The organism is Terrabacter sp. Ter38, from assembly GCF_024519435.1.
GTDB lineage: Bacteria > Actinomycetota > Actinomycetes > Actinomycetales > Dermatophilaceae > Terrabacter.
The window spans coordinates 57811-81193 of the sequence record NZ_JALJRZ010000003.1 but is presented as its reverse complement, the minus strand read 5'-3'; the positions used below and the strand labels follow the sequence as shown (position 1 = coordinate 81193).

23 protein-coding genes are annotated in these 23383 nt (G+C 72.0%); 14 read left to right on the top strand and 9 right to left on the bottom strand.

Annotated features, from left to right (window positions below):
• Positions 1-124 precede the first annotated feature (124 nt).
• From NR112_RS07735 to NR112_RS07725, 3 genes are all read left to right on the top strand, one after another.
• Positions 125-865: a hypothetical protein gene (locus tag NR112_RS07735; RefSeq protein WP_256793416.1), complete on the top strand. Its 741-nt coding sequence runs from the start codon at positions 125-127 to the stop codon at positions 863-865.
• On the top strand, positions 865-1716 hold the full coding sequence (locus NR112_RS07730) for a maleylpyruvate isomerase N-terminal domain-containing protein (RefSeq protein ID WP_256793415.1): 852 nt from the start codon (positions 865-867) through the stop codon (positions 1714-1716). Before NR112_RS07735 ends, NR112_RS07730 begins: the two co-directional genes overlap by 1 nt.
• A gap of 85 nt (positions 1717-1801) precedes the next feature.
• On the top strand, positions 1802-3088 hold the full coding sequence (locus NR112_RS07725; RefSeq protein ID WP_256793414.1) for an alpha-hydroxy-acid oxidizing protein: 1287 nt from the start codon (positions 1802-1804) through the stop codon (positions 3086-3088).
• 16 nt (positions 3089-3104) lie between these two features.
• Here NR112_RS07725 and NR112_RS07720 read toward each other — a convergent pair whose 3' ends face one another.
• The gene (locus tag NR112_RS07720; protein ID WP_256793413.1) at positions 3105-4169 is read right to left on the bottom strand and encodes a hypothetical protein; all 1065 of its coding nucleotides are present in this window, start codon (positions 4167-4169) and stop codon (positions 3105-3107) included.
• A 127-nt stretch (positions 4170-4296) separates the two neighbouring features.
• Here NR112_RS07720 and NR112_RS07715 point away from each other — a divergent pair, with 127 nt between their 5' ends.
• The 8 genes from NR112_RS07715 (at position 4297) to NR112_RS07680 (ending at position 13826) form a co-directional block, all read left to right on the top strand.
• Positions 4297-5049 carry a cyclopropane-fatty-acyl-phospholipid synthase family protein gene (locus tag NR112_RS07715; protein WP_256793412.1) on the top strand — a complete coding sequence of 251 codons (753 nt, stop codon included), beginning with the start codon at positions 4297-4299 and terminating at the stop codon, positions 5047-5049.
• The gene (locus NR112_RS07710) at positions 5046-5549 is read left to right on the top strand and encodes a nucleoside deaminase (RefSeq protein ID WP_256793411.1); all 504 of its coding nucleotides are present in this window, start codon (positions 5046-5048) and stop codon (positions 5547-5549) included. Before NR112_RS07715 ends, NR112_RS07710 begins: the two co-directional genes overlap by 4 nt.
• 499 nt (positions 5550-6048) lie before the next feature.
• A complete protein-coding gene (locus tag NR112_RS07705; protein ID WP_256793410.1) occupies positions 6049-6636 on the top strand; it encodes a hypothetical protein in 588 nt (195 codons plus the stop codon).
• Positions 6637-7003: 367 nt separating this feature from the next.
• Complete coding sequence (locus NR112_RS07700; RefSeq protein ID WP_256793409.1) at positions 7004-9622, top strand: ATP-dependent Clp protease ATP-binding subunit; 2619 nt, start codon at positions 7004-7006, stop codon at positions 9620-9622.
• A 164-nt stretch (positions 9623-9786) separates the two neighbouring features.
• Positions 9787-10719, top strand: a complete 933-nt coding sequence (locus NR112_RS07695) for an ATP-binding cassette domain-containing protein (protein ID WP_256793408.1) — start codon at positions 9787-9789, stop codon at positions 10717-10719.
• Positions 10716-12047, top strand: coding sequence for an FtsX-like permease family protein (locus NR112_RS07690; protein WP_256793407.1), 1332 nt, complete (start codon positions 10716-10718; stop codon positions 12045-12047). Before NR112_RS07695 ends, NR112_RS07690 begins: the two co-directional genes overlap by 4 nt.
• A 22-nt stretch (positions 12048-12069) precedes the next feature.
• Positions 12070-13323, top strand: coding sequence for an LCP family protein (locus NR112_RS07685; protein WP_256793406.1), 1254 nt, complete (start codon positions 12070-12072; stop codon positions 13321-13323).
• Positions 13320-13826: an amino-acid N-acetyltransferase gene (locus NR112_RS07680; protein ID WP_256793405.1), complete on the top strand. Its 507-nt coding sequence runs from the start codon at positions 13320-13322 to the stop codon at positions 13824-13826. Before NR112_RS07685 ends, NR112_RS07680 begins: the two co-directional genes overlap by 4 nt.
• A gap of 109 nt (positions 13827-13935) precedes the next feature.
• Here NR112_RS07680 and NR112_RS07675 read toward each other — a convergent pair whose 3' ends face one another.
• The 3 genes from NR112_RS07675 to NR112_RS07665 are packed head-to-tail and all read right to left on the bottom strand — an operon-like array spanning position 13936 to position 16467.
• Positions 13936-14868, bottom strand: a complete 933-nt coding sequence (locus NR112_RS07675) for an ATP-binding cassette domain-containing protein (RefSeq protein ID WP_256793404.1) — start codon at positions 14866-14868, stop codon at positions 13936-13938.
• Positions 14865-15680, bottom strand: a complete 816-nt coding sequence (locus tag NR112_RS07670; protein WP_256793403.1) for an ABC transporter permease — start codon at positions 15678-15680, stop codon at positions 14865-14867. Before NR112_RS07670 ends, NR112_RS07675 begins: the two co-directional genes overlap by 4 nt.
• Positions 15673-16467, bottom strand: a complete 795-nt coding sequence (locus NR112_RS07665; protein ID WP_256793401.1) for an ABC-2 family transporter protein — start codon at positions 16465-16467, stop codon at positions 15673-15675. Before NR112_RS07665 ends, NR112_RS07670 begins: the two co-directional genes overlap by 8 nt.
• Before the next feature lie 104 nt (positions 16468-16571).
• On the opposite strand from NR112_RS07665, the gene NR112_RS07660 reads away from it, so the two are divergent.
• Positions 16572-16961, top strand: coding sequence for a PPOX class F420-dependent oxidoreductase (locus NR112_RS07660; protein WP_308336571.1), 390 nt, complete (start codon positions 16572-16574; stop codon positions 16959-16961).
• Between the two features lie 87 nt (positions 16962-17048).
• On the opposite strand, the gene NR112_RS07655 is transcribed toward NR112_RS07660, so the two are convergent.
• The 3 genes from NR112_RS07655 to radA are packed head-to-tail and all read right to left on the bottom strand — an operon-like array spanning position 17049 to position 20512.
• Positions 17049-17942, bottom strand: a complete 894-nt coding sequence (locus NR112_RS07655; protein ID WP_256793400.1) for an A/G-specific adenine glycosylase — start codon at positions 17940-17942, stop codon at positions 17049-17051.
• Between the two features lie 23 nt (positions 17943-17965).
• Positions 17966-19042, bottom strand: a complete 1077-nt coding sequence (gene disA, locus NR112_RS07650) for a DNA integrity scanning diadenylate cyclase DisA (protein WP_256793399.1) — start codon at positions 19040-19042, stop codon at positions 17966-17968.
• A 54-nt stretch (positions 19043-19096) separates the two neighbouring features.
• Positions 19097-20512 carry a DNA repair protein RadA gene (gene radA, locus NR112_RS07645; protein ID WP_256793398.1) on the bottom strand — a complete coding sequence of 472 codons (1416 nt, stop codon included), beginning with the start codon at positions 20510-20512 and terminating at the stop codon, positions 19097-19099.
• Positions 20513-20582: 70 nt separating this feature from the next.
• Here radA and NR112_RS07640 point away from each other — a divergent pair, with 70 nt between their 5' ends.
• Entirely contained in the window at positions 20583-20801 is a 219-nt protein-coding gene (locus NR112_RS07640) for a hypothetical protein (protein WP_256793397.1), read from the top strand.
• A 268-nt stretch (positions 20802-21069) separates the two neighbouring features.
• Positions 21070-21402 (top strand): Lsr2 family protein, encoded by a 333-nt coding sequence (locus NR112_RS07635; protein WP_256793396.1) that lies wholly within the window; start codon positions 21070-21072, stop codon positions 21400-21402.
• 133 nt (positions 21403-21535) lie between these two features.
• On the opposite strand, the gene ligD (NR112_RS07630) is transcribed toward NR112_RS07635, so the two are convergent.
• Complete coding sequence (ligD, locus tag NR112_RS07630; protein WP_256793395.1) at positions 21536-22420, bottom strand: non-homologous end-joining DNA ligase; 885 nt, start codon at positions 22418-22420, stop codon at positions 21536-21538.
• Positions 22420-23367 carry a non-homologous end-joining DNA ligase gene (ligD, locus tag NR112_RS07625; protein WP_256793394.1) on the bottom strand — a complete coding sequence of 316 codons (948 nt, stop codon included), beginning with the start codon at positions 23365-23367 and terminating at the stop codon, positions 22420-22422. Before ligD (NR112_RS07625) ends, ligD (NR112_RS07630) begins: the two co-directional genes overlap by 1 nt.
• Between the last annotated feature and the right edge of the window lie 16 nt (positions 23368-23383).

Below are 23383 nucleotides of genomic sequence, written 5' to 3'. Positions count from 1 at the left end.
CCGCCGGGCAAATCTACCGCCGCCGACATCCCGCGCCTGCCGGTCCCCTCCGCTGCTCCGGCTCGCGCGCCGCCAGCCCCGCCCCTCAGGGTCCTCGTCGGGGCCATGGGGCAGACTCGCTGCCATGGCTCGCCCGACCGCCACCCGACGACCCGTGACGGCCGCCCTCGTGGCCGCAGCGCTGCCTCTCGTGCTCGCCGCGTGCGGCGAGCCGGCCGAGACGCCGTCCGCCGCCACCAGCCCGGCCGGCGCGGCCGGAACGGCAGGCGCTGCCGGTGGCTCGACGAGCCAGGCCGCCGACGACCCGCCGCTCACGCCCCCGTCGAGTGTCGTGCCACCCCGCGTGCACGGCACCGCGGCCGTCGCCTCCTACCTCCGTGGTCACGACCTCACGGGGCTGACCCGCACGGACGACGAGGCGGTGACCGAGGCCGTCCTCACGTCGTGCCCGGGCGGTCCCACCGTGGCCCGGGACGTCGGCCCGACGGCATACGCCCGCTCCTGGGAAGCACCGGGAGGCGTCCGCGCCGACGTCGCCGCGATCATCTACCCCGACCTCGCGCCAGCCGCGAAGGCGGCCGAGCCGCTGCTCGCCGCGGCGCAGGCGTGTCGGGCGCCCCGGCCGGCCAGGGGCATCACGACGACCGTCGCCAACCAGCGCCGCGACGTGGCGGAGGGTATGCCGCTCGGCCGGGTCGACGTGACCCGGACGTCCCCGGACGAGACGCGCCACGACTACGTCGGCGTCGTGCAGGTGGGCAACGTGCTCGTGCGCCTGACCTACTCGTCCGTCGACGCGAAGGTCGCGACCGAGAAGGGGTCGACGGCGCTCGCGCTGCTGGCCCGGGACGTGCAGAGGCTCTGATGCCCACGATCGACGACGCCGCCCTCGCCGAGCCAGGTCCGCTCGGCGTCACCCTCGACGACCTCGGCGAGGCCCTCGGGGGTGCCGCGACCGTGCTGCGCGCCAACGCGATGGCCGCCGGGCTCGACGCACCCGTCCCGACGTGCCCCGACTGGACGGTGCTCGACCTCGTCGTCCACCAGGGCATGGTCCACCGCTGGGCCGCGAGCCATCTGCGCGGCGAGCCCATCGAGCCACCGGAACCGCTCGAGCGTGAGGGCCGCGAGTCCGCCGACGTGCTCGGCTGGCTCGACGACGGGGCGACGGCGCTGCTGCAGGCGATCGTCGATGCGCCGGACGACCTCGACGCGATCGTGTTCCTCAAGGACGCGCCGGCCCCACGACTCTTCTGGACGCGCCGACAGTGCCACGAGACGACGGTCCACGCCGTCGACGCGCTCGGGGCCCGACTCGGACGGCCCGCGCGCGCCGACGAGACGTGGATCCGCCCCGGCATCGCGCTCGACGGCATCGACGAGCTGCTCGTCGGCTTCGTCACCCGCCGCGCGGAGGGAGCCTCACCCGGCGCCCCGACCCGGATGCTCGTGCGCCCCGACGGCGTCGACGTCGCCTGGCTCGTCGACCTCGACACCGGCCGGCCGGTCCGGACCAGCCGGGTCCGGCCGGGGTCCGGGGGTACCGGTGGGGCCGACGCCGACCACGTCCTGACCGGCGACCCCGTCGACCTGTACCTGCGACTGTGGAGCCGCGGCGCGGCCGAGCCGGCCGAGCCGGCCGAGCCGGCCGAGCCGGCCGAGCCCGTCACGGGGCTGGAGCGCTGGTGGCGCGAGAACATCTCGATCTCGTGGTGACCCCCGGCTCGGCCGCGTAGCAGGATAGGCGCAGCACCCGGACCGCAGCGACGCGGACCGGGCCCGTGCGACCAGAGGAGCTCGTATGCCGCAGGAGGGCATCGGACGGACCGTCCAGTCGGCCATCTACCGGGCCGGTGCCTTTGGCCGCCGACCAGCGGTCCCGACCGACGGCACGCACCTCGAGGCGGCAGCCCGCAAGGTCATGTCGAAGCGCGGGTTCGCCTACGTCGCAGGCTCGGCCGGATCCGAGGCGAGCACCGACGCCAACGTCGCAGCCTTCTCGAGGTGGCGCACGGTGCCCCGGATGCTCGTCGACACGACCCACCGCGACACGTCCGTCGAGCTCTTCGGCCGTCGGCACGAGAGCCCGTTCCTCGTCGCCCCGGTGGGGGTCCTGTCGATGGCCGACGACGAGGCCGACCTCGCCGTCGCCCGCGGCGCCCGTGCGCAGCGCATCACCCAGATCCTCAGCACCCAGGCCTCGGTGCCGATGGAGGACGTCGCCCGCGCGCTCGCCGGCTCGGGGCACTGGTACCAGCTCTACTGGAGCAGCGACGACGACCTCGTCGAGAGCCTCGTCTCTCGGGCCGAGGCGTGCGGCAGCGACGCCCTCGTCGTCACGCTCGACACGGCATACCTCGGCTGGCGTCCGCGCGACCTCGACCTCGGTCACCTGCCGTTCGCCCGCGGCGAGGGCATCGCGCAGTACACGTCGGACCCCGTCTTCCAGCGGCTCGTCCGCGAGCGGGTGGCGGCTGCGGGGCCCGCAGTCCGGCCGCGGCCCACGCCGGCCGCCGTCGCGACGCTCGTGTCGATGAGTCGCAACCACCCGGGCGACACCCGGCACAACCTCACGGCACCCGAGCCGCGCGCCGCGGTCGAGACGTTCCTCGACGTCTTCAGCCGTCCGTCTCTGACGTGGGACGACCTGCCGCGGCTGCGGGCGATGACGAGCCTGCCGATCGTGCTCAAGGGGATCCTGCACCCCGAGGACGCCCGACGCGCCGTGGACGCCGGGGTCGCCGGCGTCTACGTCTCCAACCACGGCGGCCGGCAGGTCGACCGGTCGGTCGCCGCGCTCGACGCCCTTCCCGGGGTCGTCGACGCCGTGCGCGGTGCAGGGTCGGAGGCTCCGGTGATCTTCGACAGCGGGATCCGTTGCGGCGCAGACGCGTTCGTCGCCCTGGCTCTGGGCGCGTCGGCCGTCGGTATCGGGCGCCCTCACGTCTACGGCCTGGCTCTCGCCGGCGCCGACGGGGTGTCGGAGGTGCTGCGCAACCTGCGCGCCGAGCTCGACCTCCAGCTGGCGCTCACCGGGTGCACGTCGCTCGCCGACCTCACCCCCGAGCGGCTCGTCCGGGTCGGCTGACGCGCCCGGATCTGCACTACAGCCGTACGCCCGAGTACGACGTCGCCGCGCGCACGTCGACGGTCGGCACGGGGTCTCCCCCGACCTCCCACCACGGGTCCGTGGTCCCGCCGCCGGCCGTGCTCCAGCACGTGCCCACCTGGTTCCGCGGCGGGTTCGCGGCGAACGTGCAGACGGTGTAGACGCCCGGCGGCACGTGGATCGTGAAGGCCCCACCGTCGACCGCGGGGTCGGCCGCGGCACCGGCGATCAGCGCATCCTCGGCGTCGACGAGGTTCTGGCAGCACAGGGCGACGACCGTGGCGTTGGCACCCGACACCGTGCCGGTGATCGTGCGGCTGCCCACGACGACGTCGGCGCGGACGTAGCGGTCGGCGAAGCCACCGATCGTCGACTCCGGGATGACCCAGTAGTGGACGGCTTCGGTGCTGCACCCCGTGCCGCTCCGTGAGCCGCACACCTGCGCGGGCAGCGTGGTGTCGACGAACGAGGTGGCCGAGCCGCTCAACGTGACCACCGTGCCGCCCGTCGTCGTGGGCGCCGAGTTGCGGATGATGCGGACGGCCCCGAGGGGACCCGCGGGGTTGCGCCACGAGAGACGGACCTGCGCCGCACCGAGGTCGTACGACGGCGGGGTCACCGAGGCGGCGGCACGGAGGTCCGCCACGACGTCAGGACGGGTGACGACGGTGATGGTGCGTCGGGCCGAGTAGAGGCCGTTCGCCTTGACCCAGACGGCGAACGTGTAGGCCACGTTCGGGGTGAGAGCCGGGGTGAGCGTCGTGCGCGCGGTGCGCCCGGTGACCGGGACGGCATACCCCGCCGTCGGGGACGCCGCGGGCGTGTGGCCCCGCGTCACGCGCACGATTCCGCCACCACCGGGGCTGTAGTACGCCGCCGGGACGGCGTAGCTGATGGTGACGCGGTGGGCCGTGCGCTCGGTGACGATGATGCTCGAGACCGGCGGCGGGGCCGTCGCTGCGGTCGAGGGCGTCGCCGGGACGAGCAGCGCCGCGAGCCCTGCGAGGGCGGTCAGCACGACGACGAAGCGTCTGCGGACGGTCGTTCCGGTCGTCGTCATCACGGCGCTCCCTGTGTCCACTGTGGCGTGCGAACCGTCACATCATGGACCAGCAGGCGCCCGGCGGTGCGGTTTCGGGGAGTGGAACTCATTCGACGGCTCCGTCGCCGTCCCGGAGGATCGGGTCATGCCAGCCCTCGACCACCTGACCCGCGACGCCTACCCGAAGTCGAACGGCTACGACGCGAAGTGGCTCGTCGACCTCGACATGGGCCCGCACCCGTTGTGGCTGCTCGAGGACCTCGCCGCAGACCTCGACCTGCGTCCCGGCATGCGCGTGCTCGACCTCGGCTCCGGACTGGGCGCGACGTCGGTCTTCCTCGCGCGGGAGTACGGCGTCGGCGTCGTGGCCGCGGACCTGTGGGTCGACCCCACCGAGGCGGCCGCCGTCTTCCGGAAGGAGGGCGTCGACGACCGCGTCCTCGCGACGCGGGTCGACGCGCACGCGCTGCCCTTCGGCCGGGGCTCGTTCGACGCCATCGTCAGCATCGACGCGTGGGAGTACTTCGGCACCGGCGACCACTACCCGCCCTACCTCGCGACCTTCCTCAAGCCGGGCGGCCAGCTCGGGGTCGCGACGCCCGCCCTGACGACCGAGGTGCGCGAGCTCGGCGAGATCCCGGAGCACATCGACCGCGTCGTCGGCGCCGAGTCGGCCGCGTGGCACACCGCGGACTGGCTGCGCAGCCAGTGGGAGTTCAGTCGGGCCTTCGCGACCGTCACCGCCCGCAACCAGCCGGACGCCTGCGCGAACTGGCTGCTGTGGGAACGTGCCGTCATGGAGCTCAAGGGACAGCCCACGTCACCGGTGCAGGGGATGCTCGAGGCCGACGGCGGCGCCTTCGTCACGTTCGCCCTCGTCACCGGGAGGGTCGCATGAGCCTCGATGCCACCGACCTCGAGCACCTGCGGCGAGCCGTCTCGCTCGCGCGCCTGGCCCTCGAGCGCGGGGACGAGCCGTTCGGCTCCGTCCTCGTCTCGGGTCACGGGGAGGTGCTCTTCGAGGACCACAACCACGTCGTCGCACTCGAGGCCACCCAGCACCCCGAGTTCGCCATCGCGCGCTGGGCCGGTGCCCACCTGAACGCCTCGGAGCGGGCGGGCGCCACCGTCTACACCTCGGGCGAGCACTGCCCCATGTGCTCGGCCGCGCACGCGTGGGTCGGCCTCGGCCGGATCGCGTATGCCGTGAGCTCGGCCCAGCTGACCGCGTGGCGGTCGGCGTGGGGGTCGGCTCCGGCCCCGGTCGCGGCACTGTCGATCCGCGACGTCGTGCCGGCCGCGGTCGTCGACGGTCCGGCCCCCGAGCTCGAGGCCGAGGTCCGCGACCTCCACGACCGTTTCGCCCACGGTCACCCCCACCCCGACCCCAACCCCTGACCTCGGCCCACCGGCATACGCCCAAGAGTGCGCCACGGCGCACTTTCGCACGTCACGATGGGTGTCCGAACAACGAGAAGCGCGCCACGGCGCGCTTCTGCCCACCTGTGGAGAGGCGTCTCGCGCATTGCCATCGCCCGGGCAGGCTTCCACCATGACTCGCCCAGATCGCAGCACACCTCCGGTCCGACGGGCTGATGCGACGGCGGCCGGGAACACCGATGATCGGCTCCGCCGCTCGCACGTCGCGCTCTTCCGTGGGGTCCATGTCGAGCGAACGGTTCCCGTCACGTTGCGCGTCCGGATCGAGGCCGCCCTCCTCGTGGTCACACCGGGCAGCCATGTGTCGCACCACACGGCGGCGTCACTGTGGGGTGGGATCGTCCCTGCTCACCCCGACATCCACGTCTCGAGTCCGCGCAACCGGACACGACGGGACGGAATCACGGCCCACCGTGTCAAGGAGGGGCAGGAGGTCGTCCTCTTCCGAGGGCTTCGTGTGACGACGCCGGTTCAGACGTTTCTGGACCTGGCCCACTGCCTGACGCTCGTCGATCTCGTCGTGCTCGGCGACTCGTTGGTCCGCAAGAAGCGCTGCACACCTGACGAGCTGGTTGCCCTGGCTGAGAAGCACCGCGGCCCCCACTCGAGGCTGGCCCGGCGAGCGGCAAGGCTCGTGAGAGCCGGCGTCGACTCGCCGATGGAGACCCGCCTGCGGCTGCTCATCGTCCTCGCCGGCCTGCCCGAGCCCGAGGTCGACCACCGGGTGCACGACGGCGACGGGACCCTGCTCCGGCGCTACGACCTCTCCTACCTCCCCTTCCGGCTGATCATCGAGTACGACGGCAGGCAGCACGCCGAGTCCGACGAGCAGTGGCTCAGCGACATCGGCCGCGACGAGGCCCTCGACGACGAGCGGATCCGCAGGCTCGTGGTCGTGTCCCGGGACATCTACTCGACGCCGGCGAACACGCTCGCGAGGATCACGCGGGCCATGCGCCGAGCAGGTATGCCGGTACCCCGGCTCCGGCACGAGTGGCGCCGACACTTCCCGAGCAGGTCGGGCGACATCGCCCTGCCGGCATGAGGGCGCCGACAAGCGCGCCCGGGCGCAGTTCCGCGCCGGATGACGGGGCGTCCCGACCCAGAACCGCGCCATGGCGCGGTTGGGTGTCGGAAGGGCTCCCGGACCGACCGCGGCGACCCGCGCGACACGGGTGTGAAACGCGGCCGCAACACGGTGGGCGGACACTGGGCGGGTACGACACGGCATACGCAAGGATCACGACACGCCTCCCGGCATCTGTCCGCTCACGGCGAACAGCGGCCGAACCTGAGCCGATCACGCTCAGGATGGGGAACAGGAGGGACACCACCGGCGTTGGTCGGGGTGTGCTCGTCCACAGCGGGCACGGATAGCATCGAGATGTCTCTCGATCAGTCAGGAGAAGAACATGTTCGAACGGTTCACCGACAGGGCCCGAAGGGTGGTTGTCCTCGCGCAGGAGGAAGCTCGCCTGCTCAACCACAACTACATCGGGACCGAGCACATCCTCCTGGGTCTGATCCACGAAGGCGAAGGCGTCGCCGCGAAGGCCCTCGAATCGCTCGACATCTCGCTCGAAGCGGTCCGGGCCCAGGTCCAGGAGATCATCGGCCAGGGGCAGCAGGCTCCGACCGGCCACATTCCCTTCACGCCCCGCGCGAAGAAGGTCCTCGAGTACTCGCTGCGCGAGGCGCTCCAGCTCGGCCACAGCTACATCGGCACCGAGCACATCCTGCTCGGCCTGATCCGCGAGGGCGAGGGCGTCGCCGCCCAGGTCCTCGTCAAGCTCGGCGCGGAGCTCAACAAGGTCCGCCAGCAGGTCATCCAGCTGCTCTCCGGCTACCAGGGTGGCCAGGGCGGCGAGAAGGCCGGCGCGGGTGTGGGCCAGAGCCAGACCGAGGGGACGCCCGCGGGGTCCCTCGTGCTCGACCAGTTCGGTCGCAACCTCACGCAGGCTGCCCGAGAGGGCAAGCTCGACCCGGTCATCGGACGTGAGAAAGAGATCGAGCGGGTCATGCAGGTGCTGTCCCGCCGCACGAAGAACAACCCGGTCCTCATCGGCGAGCCCGGCGTCGGCAAGACCGCCGTCGTCGAGGGTCTCGCCCAGGACATCGTCAAGGGCGAGGTGCCCGAGACCCTCAAGGACAAGCAGCTCTACACCCTCGACCTCGGCTCGCTCGTGGCCGGCAGCCGCTACCGCGGTGACTTCGAGGAGCGGCTGAAGAAGGTTCTCAAGGAGATCCGCACCCGCGGCGACATCATCATCTTCATCGACGAGATCCACACGCTCGTCGGTGCGGGTGCCGCCGAGGGCGCGATCGACGCCGCGTCGATCCTCAAGCCGATGCTCGCCCGCGGTGAGCTGCAGACGATCGGTGCGACGACGCTCGACGAGTACCGCAAGCACATCGAGAAGGACTCGGCCCTCGAGCGGCGCTTCCAGCCGATCCAGGTGCAGGAGCCGACGCTGCCGCACGCCATCGAGATCCTCAAGGGTCTGCGTGACCGCTACGAGGCCCACCACCGCGTGACGATCACCGACGGTGCGCTCGTCGCGGCCGCCAACATGGCCGACCGCTACGTCAACGACCGCTTCCTGCCCGACAAGGCCATCGACCTCATCGACGAGGCGGGCGCCCGACTGCGCATCCGTCGGATGACGGCTCCGCCGGACCTGCGCGAGTTCGACGAGAAGATCGCCGCCCTCGTGCGCGAGAAGGAGTCGGCCATCGACGGCCAGGACTTCGAGCGCGCGGCCCGCGTCCGTGACGACGAGAAGCGCCTGCGCCAGGAGAAGGCCGCCCGTGAGGCCCAGTGGAAGTCGGGCGACATGGACGTGGTGGCCGAGGTCGACGAGGAGCTCATCGCCGAGGTCCTGGCTGCGAGCACCGGCATCCCCGTCTTCAAGCTGACCGAGGAGGAGTCGAGCCGACTGCTCCACATGGAGGACGAGCTGCACAAGCGCATCGTCGGCATGGACGACGCCGTCAAGGCGCTGTCCCAGGCGATCCGCCGTACTCGTGCCGGCCTCAAGGACCCGCGCCGTCCGGGTGGCTCGTTCATCTTCGCCGGTCCCACCGGTGTCGGTAAGACCGAGCTCGCCAAGACGCTCGCCGAGTTCCTCTTCGGCAGCGAGGACGCGCTGATCCAGCTCGACATGTCCGAGTACTCCGAGAAGCACACCGTGAGCCGCCTGTTCGGCTCGCCTCCCGGTTACGTCGGCTACGAGGAGGGCGGCCAGCTCACCGAGAAGGTGCGCCGCAAGCCGTTCTCGGTCGTGCTGTTCGACGAGGTCGAGAAGGCTCACCCGGAGATCTTCAACTCGCTGCTGCAGGTGCTCGAGGACGGCCGCCTCACCGACTCGCAGGGTCGGATGGTCGACTTCAAGAACACGGTCATCATCATGACGACCAACCTCGGCACGAGGGACATCTCCAAGGCCAACATGGGCTTCTCGGCCGGACCCGACAGCCGCTCGGACTACGAGCGGATGAAGGCGAAGGTCACCGACGAGCTCAAGCAGCACTTCCGGCCCGAGTTCCTCAACCGTGTCGACGACACCATCGTCTTCCCGCACCTGAGCCGCGACGAGATCATCCAGATCGTCGACCTCGAGATCGCCAAGCTCGACAAGCGGCTCAAGGACAAGGACATGGGCATGGAGCTCACGCAGTCCGCCAAGGACCTGCTCGCCAAGAAGGGCTACGACCCCGTGCTCGGTGCGCGCCCGCTGCGCCGCACCATCCAGCGCGAGATCGAGGATGCCCTGTCGGAGCGGATCCTGTTCGGGGACTTCGCGTCCGGCCAGTACGTCAAGGTCGACACCGAGGGTGAGGGCAAGGCGGAGACGTTCACCTTCTCCGACATGGCCCACCCGGACGCCGCGCACCGCCCGTCCGACGACCTCCCGGAGCTTCCCGAGGGCGCTGCCCTCGACGAGGCACTCGGGGTCAACATCACCGCCGGGCCGCCCGTGCCCGACGACCAGGTCTACCCCGACGCGGGGCTGACCGGCACGGAGCGCTGACCGCAGCGATCCGCCAGCACGGCCGAGGGGCCGGGGACATCACGTCCCCGGCCCTTCGTCGTACGCCCCCGTCCCGGGCGTCATACCGGGGTCGTATGCCGTCCCGCCAGGGAGGCGACCACGGCCCGATGTGGGGCCGGGCCCACCACCGCGAGTGTGGGTCCATGAGCTACTACGATCCAGCCCGTATGCCGTCCGGCGCGCCCGAGCGCCCCGGCTCCCCCACCGTCGCCTCCCCGGTCAGCCCCGGCGTCGGCGTGGCGGCCGCCCCGGGCCCGTCGCATCCGTCACGGGCGGCATCGGCCGACCCGGCCCGCGACCTCGTCGCCCGGGACCTCGTCATGACCTACGGCCGCTCCGGGGCATCCGCCGGGCCGCCCGCGCTCGGCGGCGTCGACCTGACGATCCGCGCCGGCGAGAGCCTCGCCGTCATGGGGCCTTCCGGCTCGGGCAAGACGACCCTGCTGCACGTCCTGGCGGGAATCCTGCGACCTACCGGGGGCCAGGTGCTCTGGCGCGGCCGGGACATCGCACGGATGTCGGACCGCGAGCGCACGGTGCTGCGCCGTGAGGACTTCGGCTTCGTCTTCCAGCAGGGCATGCTGCTCCCCGAGCTGCCGGCGATCGAGAACGTCGCCCTGCCGCTCATGCTCGGCGGGGTCAGACGGTCGGAGGCGGCAGCGCGAGCTGCGACGCTCTTCCCGCCGCTCGGCCTCTCGGGCCTCGAGAGGCGCCGACCCGGCGAGCTCTCGGGCGGCCAGGCGCAGCGTGTCGCCATCGCGCGGGCGCTCGTGGGCCGGCCCGGTGTGGTCTTCGCCGACGAGCCGACCGGTGCGCTCGACCAGACGACGAGCGCCGAGGTGATGCATCACCTGACGCAGCTCGCGGCGCACACCGGAGCGTCGCTCGTCGTGGTGACCCACGACGAGAACGTCGCCCGCTGGTGCAACGGCGTCGTCCGGGTCCGCGACGGCCGGATCGCGCCCGACGCCGACGACGCCCACGCCGACGCCGACGCCCACGCCCACGCCGACGCCCACGCCGACTCCCACGTCGGGACCGGCCGGGTCGAGGCTGCGCCGACGGCGGCGCGATGAGGGCCGCGACCGAGCTGTGGTGGCGCCTGCGGCGCGCGGGCGCGGCCGACAACAGGGTGCCCGGCATCCTCGCTGTGGTCTCGTTCGCCGTCGCGACGGCTGCCCTGCTCGTCTGCGTCGCCGGGCTCCGCGCGTTCGAGGCGCGCAACCCCCTGCCACCGGGCGGGCTCGAGGGCCATCTCAGCGACGAGGCGGCGATCGGCAACCTCTACGTGACCCTCGCGTGGATCGCGACGACGTGCATGGTCATCCCGATCCTCACGCTGGGAGGTGTCGCGGCGCGTCTCGCGATCGCCCGCCGCGACCAGCGTCTGGCTGCGCTCCGTCTCGCCGGTGCGACGTCGGGACAGGTCACCCTCATGACGCTGGCCGAGGCTGCAACCCAGGCCGTCGTCGGTGCGCTGACGGGCGTCGTGCTCTACCTCACCGTGCTCCCTCTCGTGGCCCGGCTGAGCTTCCAGGGGCGCCCGTTCGAGCTGCGCGAACTGGTGCTGCCGCTGTGGCAGACGCTGGCCGTCGTCGCGGCCGTCGTCGTCGTGGCGGTCGTGTCCGGCGCGTCGAGCCTCGCCCGGGTGGCGATCAGCCCGCTCGGCGTGGCTGCCCGCACGAGTCCGAAGCGACTGAGTGTCCTGCGGGTGGTCGTCGCCCTGGCCGCCGGAGCTGCGTGGGTGCTCGTCATCACCCCGATGAAGGAGCCGCAGCGGATGACGATCGTGCTCGTGCTCGGCGCGATGATCCTCGCCGTCAACGCCGTCGGGCCGTGGGTGGTCATGGTGGCCGGCCGGGTCGCGGCACGTGTCGCCCCGACCGCGGCGACGCTGCTGGCGGCCCGGCGCATCGCCGACGACCCGAAGAGCACATGGCGCGCGGTCGGCGCCCTCGGCCTCGCCGTCGTCGTCGTGGGCTTCACGAGCCTCGCGCAGGTCGACGACCCGACGACCCCGCTCGAGCGCTACCTCGCCGACGACCTCGGCACGGGCGCGCTCGTGACCCTCGTCATCATCACCATCGTCGGCGCCACGTCGACGGGTGTCGTCCAAGCGGCCCGGGTGCTCGACCAGAGCGAGCAGTACCGAGCGCTGGCGCTCGCCGGCACGAGCGAGCGCTCGCTCCACCGGGCCCGCGCCCTCGAGGTCGCGCTCCCGCTGTCGGTGACGATCGCGCTGTCGGCCGGCTTCGTGCTCGTGCTCATGCTGCCCTTCACGACCGCCCTCGACGGCGGCCTCGTCGTGCGTTTCGTCGTGACCTCGGCCGTCGCCGGGGCGGTCGTCCTGGCGTCGGTGCTGGCGTCCCGTTCACTCGTGCGGACGGCCTCCCGCGTCGCCTGAACCGGTCGTCTACGGTGGGGCGGTGACCTCCCAGCGCCGCCCCACCGACGTCCGCCAGCCGTCTGCGATGCCCGCCGACACCCGTCGCCCGGCCCGCACGCGGCGGTTCGTCCTGGCGCGTGCCGGGGCCGTTTCGGCTGCTGTCGCCATGGCGCTCGCCGGCTGCTCGACGGTGGCACCGAGCGGGACCGGCGCGCCGACCGGAGCGTCCGCCTCGTCCGACGGCGCCACGTCCGCACCCTCGTCCTCGGGGGTCCGCGTGAGCGGGGCGCCAGCGCCCTTGGCCGCGCTGGTCTCGACGGTGTATGCCGGCGGCGACCTCACGCGTACTTCCTCCCCCTCCGCCGCGGCTGCCCTCAGGACGCGCACGGCGTCCCCCGGACCGGTCACGGCCAGGGCCGAGGTCGGCTCGTGGATGGGCACACCCGTCGCCGTCGTCACCGCCGGCGACGACGTGACGCTCGCCGTCGGGCCGACATGGAAGGTCGTCGGTGGATGGTGGCCGTCGCTCGGGGTCGCGAAGCCGAGCCTCGGTGGTGGGCCGCGCTGGGTCCTCGCGATCGGCTCCGACGCCCGTCAGGGCCAGCCGCTCGAGCGCACCCGCGCCGACGTGCTCCAGGTCATCGGCATCGACGGCAAAGGTGGTGGCGGCGTCATGGGTATGGCCCGCGACCTGTGGGTCCCGCTGGCCACCGGCGGCAAGGGCAAGATCAACTCGGCCATGGTGTTCGGAGGCCCCCGCGCGCAGGTGAGCACCGTCCGGTCCGTGACCGGCCTTCCCGTCGAGGGCTACGTCGTCCTCGGCTTCACCGGGTTCAAGAAGATCGTCGACGACGAGGGCGGCATCCCGATCGTCATCCCCAGGACGGTCGTGGCCTCGCACGCCAAGAACCTCGTCATCAAGGCCGGCGCCCAGACGCTGTCCGGCGCCGAGGCGCTCGCCTATGCCCGCGAGCGCAAGACCTTGCCCGATGGGGACTTCGGCAGGTCGCGCCATCAGGGAGAGGTCATCCTCGCCGCCGCGATCAAGGCCAAGCTCGCCGGGCCGATCGCCATCCCCTCGGCGCTGACGAGCTTCAGCGCGGTCGGTCGGAGCAACCTCTCGGCCGAGCAGATCCTCACGTTCGCCGCCGGTCTCCACCAGCTGAGCCCGCTCCAGGTCGGCAGGGGCGTCGCCCAGGGGGCCTTCGGATGGGCCGGCCAGCAGTCGATCGTCGTGCTCGGCAGGCAGGCCCGCACCCTCTTCGCAGAGTTCCGCGACGGGAACCTCTCGTGAGCGGCGGCACGCCCGTCATCCGGCGGGCCCGCACCTCCGACGTCCGCGCCATCCGGGCCCTCGTCGCGCCGTTGGCCGAGCGTCGGGTGCTCGTCAGCAAGGAGGCGGTCACCTACTTCGAGAGTCTCCAGGAGTTCCGGGTGGCCGACCTCGACGGCCGCGTCGTCGGCTGCGGCGCCCTCCACGTCATGTGGGAGGACCTCGCCGAGATCCGCACTCTCGCGGTGGCCCCGGACCAGCTCGGCTCCGGTCTGGGCGGGCGCCTGCTCGAGGCGCTCGTCGAGGACGCGCGAGAGATCGGCGTCGAGCGGCTCTTCTGCCTGACGTTCGAGACCGACTTCTTCGTCCGGCACGGCTTCGAGGTCATCGAGGGTCAGGCCGTCCCGATGGACGTCTACGCCGAGCTGCTGCGCTCCTACGACGAGGGCGTCGCCGAGTTCCTCGACCTCGAGCGCGTCAAGCCCAACACCCTGGGCAACACCCGGATGCTCCGCACCCTCTGACCGTCGAAAGGCCACGTCCGGCCCCCTCCCCACCGTCGAGAGGCCACGTCCCGCCGCCTCCCCACCGTCGAGAGGCCACCAACCGGGACGTGGCCTCTCGGCGCTGACGTCAGCCGCGTCCGGAGGCCGCGTAGATGCGCCGGACGACGTCCTCGATGTCCGGCTCCTCGATCGTCAGGTCGCGCACCTCGTGGCGCGAGGACACGTGGGCGAGCACGGCCGCGACCGTCGTGGCCTCGGCGTCGAAGGAGAGCCGTTGGCGCAGCCCGTCCGACTCGCTCTCGACCAGGGTCGCGCCGGGGACGTCGGCGAGATCGGGTGTCGGCTGCGCGAGGTCGATGACGAGGATGCGCTGCGCGCCGACCGTGCCCGCGAGCCCGGTCAGGGTGCCGTCGAAGGCGAGCCGGCCGTGGTCGACGACGAGGACCCGGTCACAGAGCCGCTCGATGTCTCCCATGTCGTGCGTCGTCAGGAGCAGGGTCGTGCCCTGCTCCTGGCGCTCGGCGACGAGGAACTCGCGCAGACGCTGCTTCGAGAGCACGTCGAGGCCGATCGTCGGCTCGTCGAGGATGAGCAGCTCCGGTGAGTGCAGCAGGGCAGCGGCGATCTCGGCACGCATCCGCTGGCCGAGCGACAGCGAGCGCACTGCCGTCCCCAGCTGCGGACCCATCTCCAGCTGCTCGACGAGCAGGTCGGTGCGTGCCCGCGTCGCCGTCTCGTCCATCCGGTGGACGGCCCCGAGGATCGCGAAGGAGTCGCGCAGCGGCAGGTCCCACCAGAGCTGCGAGCGCTGACCGAAGACGACCCCGATGCGCCGGGCCACCTCGACCCGCTGCCGCATCGGGTCGAGCCCGCAGGTGCGCACGTGACCGGAGGTGGGCTTGAGGATGCCGGTCAGCATCTTGATCGTCGTCGACTTGCCGGCGCCGTTCGCCCCGATGTAGCCGACGGCCTCGCCGGCCTCGACCGAGAAGGTCATCCGGTCGAGGGCCCGCGTCTTCTTGAAGTCGCGCACGAGGTCCCGCGTCTCGATGATGCTCATCCGCCTGCTCCTTGGTAGTGACGAGTGCCGAGGCGCCAGCACGTGGCGGCGATGCCCCAGGCCAGCAGCCCGGCGACGGGGGTGAGCCATGCGAGCCAGGACGGCGCCAGCGGGTCGTCGAGGCCGAGGATCGCAACGGCCGGGATGTAGGCGACGAAGGCCGTCGGCACGACGAACGTCCAGAAGATCCGCAGCGGGTCGGGGAAGACCTGCTGGCTCTGCTGGGCGGCATACGACCCGCCGTAGGTGAAGGCGTTGGTGAACTCCGCGCCGTCGACGAGGAAGAACTGGAGTCCCCCCGCAGCCGTGAACAGGGCCGAGAAGATCGCGGTGCCGCTGACCACGGTGAGCACGATGAGCGCCACGGTGGCCGGCGACCAGGCGATGTCGGCGGTCGTCAGGGCGACGCCGAGCGCGACGAGGGCGACGGACAGCCGGCCCACCCTTCGCAGGGACAGGTCGCTGGTCATCAGCTGGGCGAGCAGCGGCAGCGGACGTACGTAGAACGCGTCGACCTGGCCGGCCCGGATGTAGCGCGGCAGCTGGTCGAGGTGACCGACGAACATGTCGGCGAGCGAGAAGGCCAGGTTGGACAGTGCGAAGACGAGCAGGGCCGCCGTGAAGTCGAGCCCACCGAGCACGTCGACGTTGTGGAAGATCACCCACACCTCGGCGAACTCGGCGAGCCCCACACCGACGGTCCCGAGGATGTCGGTGACGAACGAGGCGCGGTACTGCATCTGCGCCCGGGCGCGGGACGCGAGCAGCACCCGGTAGGGGCGCAGCCGCTGCGAGAGCGTCGTCTCAGCCACCTTGCACCTCCAGACGTCGACGACCCGCGCGCAGCACGACCTGGCCGAGGGCGAGCAGCGCGACGGCCCAGAAGACCTGCACCCCGACGGCGGACGCGATGTCGTGCCCGACGACGCGTCCGGCGAGGATGTCGATGGGGTTCTGCAGCATCGACGGGAACGGCGACCAGTTGGCGATGGTGCGCAGCCAGTCCGGGAACCACGGCACGGGCAGGTAGAGACCGCAGAGCAGGCCGCCCGTGATCATCCAGAGCAGCGTGATGCCGCGGATCTCGACGAGCCAGAAGGCGAGCAGGTTGATGACGAAGTTGCCCGAGAAAGCGACGACCACGGCGAGCACGATCGACACGGCACCCGCGGCCCAGCTGACGGCGGACGGTGGCCACGCCATGTCGAAAAGGAGGGCGCCGAGCAGCAGCGCGGGCACTCCGCGACCGATGAGGTTGATGCCCGCGCGTCCGAGATCGCCTGCGAGATAGGCGATCTGCGGGTCGACCGGTCTCAGGAAGTCGACGGCGATGTCACCGGTGCGGACACGGTCCTTGACCTCGGCGAAGCCCCAGAGGTTGACCGTGCCGAGCAGCGCCTGACCCCACCAGACGAACGCGATCGTCGTCGGGGCGTCGTAGCCGCCGATGGCCGTGCCGGCCGACGCGAGCGCGGCGAGCAGGATCGAGGCGCGGATGAAGCCGAAGACCGAGTTCGTCGTCATCCCGGCCAGCAGCGCCAGCCGGTAGGTCGAGTGCCTCCTGAAGCCGGCTCGGAGGAGCAGCCAGAAGGTCTTCACGACGCACGGACGGGGGCAGGCACAAGGGGCCACGCTACCGACGGGACGGCCCGGGATCAACGGGGTGCGCCGGTGACCTGCCGGGCTCTCGTAGTCTGTCGCAGGTGGCCACCCTTCCGCGCGACCTCTCCCCCGAGGCCCTCGAGTTCATGTCGGTGCGTCACCTCGCGACGCTGACCACCGTGCGGCCCAACGGCTCGCCCCATGTCGTGCCGGTCGGCTTCACGTGGGACCCCGAGACGTCGGTCGCCCGGGTCATCACGAGTCGCCACAGCCGCAAGGCCCGCAACGCGCTCGCCGGGTGTGCAGCCGTGCTGTGCCAGGTCGACGGGCGCCACTGGCTCTCGCTCGAGGGCACCGCCCGCATCGTCGACGATCCGGCCTCGGTCACCGACGCCGAGCAGAGGTATGCCGCCCGCTACCGCGAGCCTCGCCCCAACCCCGAGCGCGTGGTGATCGCCATCGACGTGCGCGCCGTCCTCGGCAACGTCTGACTCCGTCGCCCGCTCACTGCAGTGAGCGCCCCGCCCCGCTCGAGGGGCGTTTGGTCGTTCACCTGACCGGGGAGAGAGGACGCCGGGTCAGGCGGGCAGGCGGAACCTCTTGCGCGACATGGGCTCCACGAGACCGTCGGCGACGAGCGAGTCGAGGCAGCGCATGACTTGCACCCGGTCGTCGGCGGAGTCCTCGAGACGAGTGAGTGGTAGTGCCGCGTGGGCGTCGCGCAGACGGCGCAGCAGCTCGCCGCGGACCTGGCGGTCGGTCCCGTGCCAGGACTGACCCCGCCGGGGCGGCCCGTCGTACGCCGGCCGGCCGGCGACGTTCCAGGCGCACAGGTCGGCGACCGGGCACTCGTCGCAGCGTGGGCCTCGGGCGACGCAGACGAGAGCGCCGAGCTCCATCACGGCGACGTTCCACGTGTTCGCGGCGTCGCCCTCGGTCGGCATCGAGTCGGCGGCGAGCCGCGCCTCGGCGCGGTTGAGCGTGAGGCCCGGGAACGCCTTGCCCTCGAGGGTGCGGGCCAGCACGCGCCGGACGTTGGTGTCGACGACGACCTCGGGGATGCCGAACGCGAAGCACGACACGGCCGCAGCCGTGTAGGCACCGACCCCGGGGAGCGCCAACAGGCCAGCGGGGGTGTCCGGCACCTCACCACCGTGACGCTCGACCATGACCCGTGCCGCCTCGTGCAGCCGCAGGGCGCGCCGGGGGTACCCGAGCCGTCCCCAGGCGCGCACTGCATCTCCCGGTGCAGCGGCCGCGAGGTCGGCCGGCGTCGGCCACCGCTCCATCCACTCGCGCCAGATCGGCTCGACCCGGGCGAGCGGGGTCTGCTGCGACATCACCTCGGAGAGGAAGACGCCCCAGGGGCTGGCGTCCGGCTCCCGCCACGGCAGCTCCTTGCGCCCGGACTCGGCGTACCAGGCGTTGACGCGCTCGTGGATCAACGACAGCGGGACCTCGCGGGACGGCATACGGAAGGAGGCGGCGGAGCCGGTCAGACGTAGCGCTCGAGGATGCTCGACTCGGCGAGCCGCGACAGGCCCTCGCGCACGGCCCGGGCGCGGCCCTCACCGACGCCCTCGACGAGCATGAGGTCCTCGATGCCGGCGGCGAGCAGCCGCTGGAGGGACTCGAAGTGCGACACGAGCCGGTCGACGATCGCGGTGGGCAGGCGCGGCACCTTGGTCAGGAGGCGATAGCCCTGCGGCGACACGGGGGCGTCGAGGCTGTCGCCGACGACCGAGAAGCCGACGGCGCGGGCCCCCGCCGCGAGGTCGAGCAGCTCGACCGAGTTGAGGGCCTGGAGGTTGGCGAGCGCGTCGCCGAGGGTGAGGCCCGACTTGGTCGCCGGGAGGTAGTCGCGGATGACGAGCTCGCGGTCGTTGCCGAGTCCGCCGACGAGCTCCTCGAGCTGGAGGCTGAGGAGGCGACCGTCGGTGCCGAGCTCGACGACGTAGTCCTGGATCTCGGCCGAGATGCGCCGCACCATCTCGAGGCGCTGGAGCACCGCGGTGACGTCGCGGATGGTGACGAGGTCCTCGATCTCGAGCGCGGACAGCGTGCCCGTGACCTCGTCGAGGCGGGCCTTGTAGCGCTCGAGGGTCTGGAGGGCCTGGTCGGCGCGCGAGAGCGTCGTCGGCGAGCCCTCGATGACGTGTCGGAGGTCGCCGACGTAGAGGGCGACGACGCCCATCGACTGGCTGACGGAGATGACGGGGAAGCCCGTCTGCTTGGCCACGCGCTCGGCCGTGCGGTGACGCGTGCCGGACTCGGTGGTCTCGATGCGGGAGTCGGGCACGAGCTGGGTGGCGGCGCGCAGGATGCGGGTGCCCTCGCGGTCGAGCACGACGGCGCCGTCCATCTTGCACAGCTCGCGCACGCGGGTCGCCGAGAACTCCATGTCGAGCACGAAGCCGCCGGTGCAGATCGAGTCGACGACGCGGTCGAAGCCGAGCACGATGAGGGCTCCGGTGCGTCCACGGAGGATGCGTTCGAGGCTGTCGCGCAGCTCCGTTCCGGGTGCCACGGCGGCGAGGGCCGCACGCAGCAGCAGCTCGTCGTTCCGGTCCATCACTTCCCTGTTCGCAATGGGGGCGCCGAGCGCGTCCACCCGGTCGGTCGCAGTCTAGACGGTGCCGACGGCCGGTGCGCTCGTTGACCGTCCACCGGCGAGGCGTCCCATCGCCTCGATGGCCCGCGGGACATCGGCGACCTCGACGGCACGGATCCCGCTGGGCACGGAGGAGTCGGACAGGCTGCCTGCGGGCACGAGGGCGTGACGGAATCCGAGGCGGGCCGCCTCGGCGAGACGGCGATCCAGACCGGTGACGCGACGCACCTCGCCGGCGAGGCCGACCTCACCGAAGGCGACGACGTCGCTGGCGAGGGGCTTGTCGATGACGGACGACGCGACGGCGCAGACGATGGCGAGGTCGGCGGCGGGCTCGGTGATGCGCACGCCCCCGACGGTCGCCGCGAAGATGTCGCGAGAACCCACCGGCGCCCCGGCCCGCTTGTCGAGAACGGCGATGATCATCGCGAGCCGCGAGGCGTCCAGACCGCTCGAGGTACGTCGCGGCGACGGCAGCGTGGACGGTGCGACCAGCGCCTGCACCTCGGCGACGAGCGGTCGACGACCCTCGAGCGTGACGGTGACGCACGTGCCCGGCACCGCATGGTCACGCGTCGACAGGAACAGCCCGCTCGGGTCGGCCAGCCCGGTGATGCCGACGTCGGACAGGTCGAAGCAGCCGACCTCGTCGGTGGGGCCGAAGCGGTTCTTGACGGCACGCACGAGCCTGAGCCGCGAGTGCCGGTCGCCCTCGAACTGGATGACGACGTCGACGAGGTGCTCGAGGACCCGGGGACCGGCGATCGAGCCGTCCTTGGTCACGTGGCCGACGAGGAGCACGGCGGTGCCACGCGCCTTGGCCGCCGCGATGAGGGCACCGGCGACCTCCCGGACCTGCGAGACGTTGCCGGCCTGGCCCTCGACGTCGGCGCTCGCGATGGTCTGGACGGAGTCGACGACGAGCAGGCCCGGCGAGCGGGCCTCGACGTGGCCGAGGACCGTCGCGAGGTCGGTCTCGGCTGCGAGGTAGAGCGTGTCGGCCATCGCCGAGATGCGCTCGGCCCGCGTGCGTACCTGGGCGGCCGACTCCTCGCCGCTGATGTAGAGGACCTCGGAGCCCGACCGGGCCGCCCGGGCGGCGACGTCGAGCAGCAGCGTCGACTTGCCGACACCGGGCTCCCCCGCGACGAGGACGACCCCGCCGGGGACGAGGCCACCGCCGAGCACGCGGTCGAACTCCGCCACGCCGGTGGGCCGCGCGGCCGCGCGGGTCACGTCGACGTCGGCGATCCGCAGGGCGGGCGTGACGACGGCGGCCGCCGTGGTGCGGGCGGCCGTGGGCGCACCCGTCTCGGCCACGGTGCCCCAGGCCTGGCACTCGCCGCACCGACCGACCCACTTGGCGGTGGTCCACCCGCACTCACCGCAGCGGAAGCCGGGCGTGCGTCGGGTCGTCGTCCTCGTAGCCATGGCACGACCGTACGGTGGCGGTGCGACAGCGCTCGTGAGGGCCGCCGTGGCGCCGTGAGAAAATGTCGGCATGGAATCGGTCATGCCCTATGTGCTCGCCATCGTCCCGACGGTCGGTGTGGGCGCGCTCTTCTACTTCGTCATCAAGAGCATCCTCGAGGGAGACCGTCGCGAGCGCCTCGCGCAGGCCCGGTGGGAGGCCGAGCACGACCGCCGCGAGGCTGCGGCCAACGAGGCGTCGCAGCCGGCCGCGCCGGGCGCCGAGGCCACCCCGACGACGGAGCGCTGAGCTCCGGCGCCGAGCGCAGGAGTCGAGGGCAGGAGTCGAGGGCCGAGCGCCGCCCGACACCGGGGGCGCCGACAAAGGACCCGTCACGGCAGGAACGCGGCCTTTCCGTCATTCCTGCCCGCACCGGTGCATCTCTTTAGTGATCGACCGCGCCATTGTTTGCCATGGAAATGCATGTACGGGCTCTTCGCGCTAAATTGATCCTGCCCGCGGATCGCGTATTCGCGGAATCCCCTCCGAATTAACCAACAACTTCAGATGGAGAAACATGGCTCAGCGTGTCGAAGTGGTGTTGATCGATGACATCGACGGTGGAAAGGCTGCCGAGACGGTGACCTTCGCGCTCGATGGCGTCACCTACGAGATCGACCTGTCCGACAAGAATGCCCGCAAGCTGCGCGACGACCTCGCGACGTGGACCGGTCACGCACGTCGGGCGGGTTCGGCCAAGGCCGCCACGCGTCGTCGTGCGGGCGCCGGCTCGGCCAAGCGCAGCGACCTCGGCGCGGTCCGTGAGTGGGCTCGCGCCAACGGCCACACCGTCTCGGACCGGGGCCGCATCTCGGCCGACGTCCAGGCGGCCTACGACAAGGCGCACTGACCCCGGTCAGCGACGCAACCGAGAGGGCCCGGCACTCGGACGTGCTGGGCCCTCTCGCCTGCCACGGGCAGGACGTGTGCCGTCAGGTCCTGCGCGACCGCCGCCGCGTCGCCCAGCTCGGCCGCCGCAGTACTCATCCCGTGATCTCGGCAGCCAGGTCGCCGTCCCGGGCCACACGGTCGAGCACCTCGTCGGCCGTCAGCTGCTCGAGCTCGCCACCCTCGGCGCCCGCCTCGATCTCGTCCCACGACCGCGGCGCCGCCACGGTCGGACGGTCACGCCCGCGCAGCGAGTAGGGGCACACGGTCGTCTTGGCGGCGACGTTCTGGCTCCAGTCGAGGAAGATCTTGCCCGGGCGCAGCTCCTTGGCCATCTTCCACACGACGAGGTCGGGGTGGGCCTTGGTCAGCTCCTGCGCGAGCTGCTGGACCGTGTCCCGGATCTCGTCGCTCGTGTGCGCGCCGGGCAGGACGGCATACAGCTGGAGCCCCTTGCTGCCACTGGTCACCGGGACGGTGTCGAGCCCGATGCGGCCGAGCCGTTCGCGCACGACGAGCGCGACCCGGGCGCACTCGAGCAGGCCGGTGCCCGGCCCGGGGTCGAGGTCGATGACGAGCCGGTCGGGGTTGACCGGAATGGCGTCGCGCCCCTCCCCCTCGTAGCGCCACTGGTGGACGTGGAGCTCGAGCGAGTTGAGGTTGGCGAAGAACGTCAGCCCGGCGAGGTCGTCGATGAGGGGGAAGACGGGGTCGCGTCCTGCCCGCCGGATCCACGACGGGGTGCCCGCAGGGATGTTCTTCTCGAAGAACTGCATGTCGCCGACCCCGTGCGGGAAGCGGATCCGCGTCACGGCGCGGTCGCGCAGGTGGGGAAGGATGGCCGGCGCGATGCGCGCGTAGTAGTCGATGACCTGGGCCTTGGTCGTGCCGGCCTTCGGATACATCACCTTCTCGAGGCTCGACAGCTTCATCCGGCGGCCGTCGACCTCGACGGTCACCTTGGTCGGCACGTAGGCCATCACTCACCGTCCCCGTGGTCGTCGACGTCACCGGGCGTGAGGTCGCTGCGCAGGCCCTTGTATGCCGGCTGGCGCAGTCTCCCCTGACCGCTCAGTCCCAGCGACTGCACGTCGGCGACGAGGACCGGGAGCACCCACGTCGCGCCGTTCGAGTCCTCGGCGGGGACATCTGTGGCGAAAGGCGACTCGTCCGAGGTGAGGGCTTGCAGGTCGCGCATCAGGGAATGTCCCGTCTTGCCGGCCAGGCCCGACCCGACGCGCCCGAGGTAGCGCAGGCCGCCCGGCCCGGGGACTCCGACGAGGACGGCCCCGAGACGGTTCGACACGGTGCCCGTGGCCTCGGGTCGCCACCCGCCGATGACGACGGAGACCGTGCCGCGGTGGGGCGACTTGAGCCAGTAGGGGGAACGGAGCCCGGGGACGTAGACGGAGTCGACACGCTTGGACACGATGCCCTCGAGGCCCTGCTCCTTCGTGGCGGCGTGCAGCGTCGCCCCGTCGGCGAAGGTCGGCGGCGTCTGCCAGCGCGAGGCGGCGAGCTCGAGCCGCTCGAGGGTGGAGCGCCGGTCGGTCCACGTGCGCGGCATGAGGTCGACCCCGTAGAGCCGCAGCAGGTCGAAGGTCATCAGGGTGACCGGCGCGGCCTCGGCGAGCATCGCGGCGCGGCGGGCGTCGGTCACGTGGAACCGTTCGGCCATCGCGGCGAACGACGGCACGCCGTCGCGCATCGAGACGATCTCGCCGTCGAGCAGCATGTCGGCGTACTCGTTCGCGAGCCCGCGCAGCTCCGGGAAGGCGACGGTCACGTCGCGCTCCGTGCGGGAGAAGAGGCGCATCTCGCCGTCCACGACGTCGGCCAGCACCCGCATGCCGTCCCACTTGACCTCGTGCTGCCAGCGGTCGCCGACAGGAATCGTCGTCGTCGGCGTCGCGAGCATGGGGCGCATGGGTGCATTCTTGTTC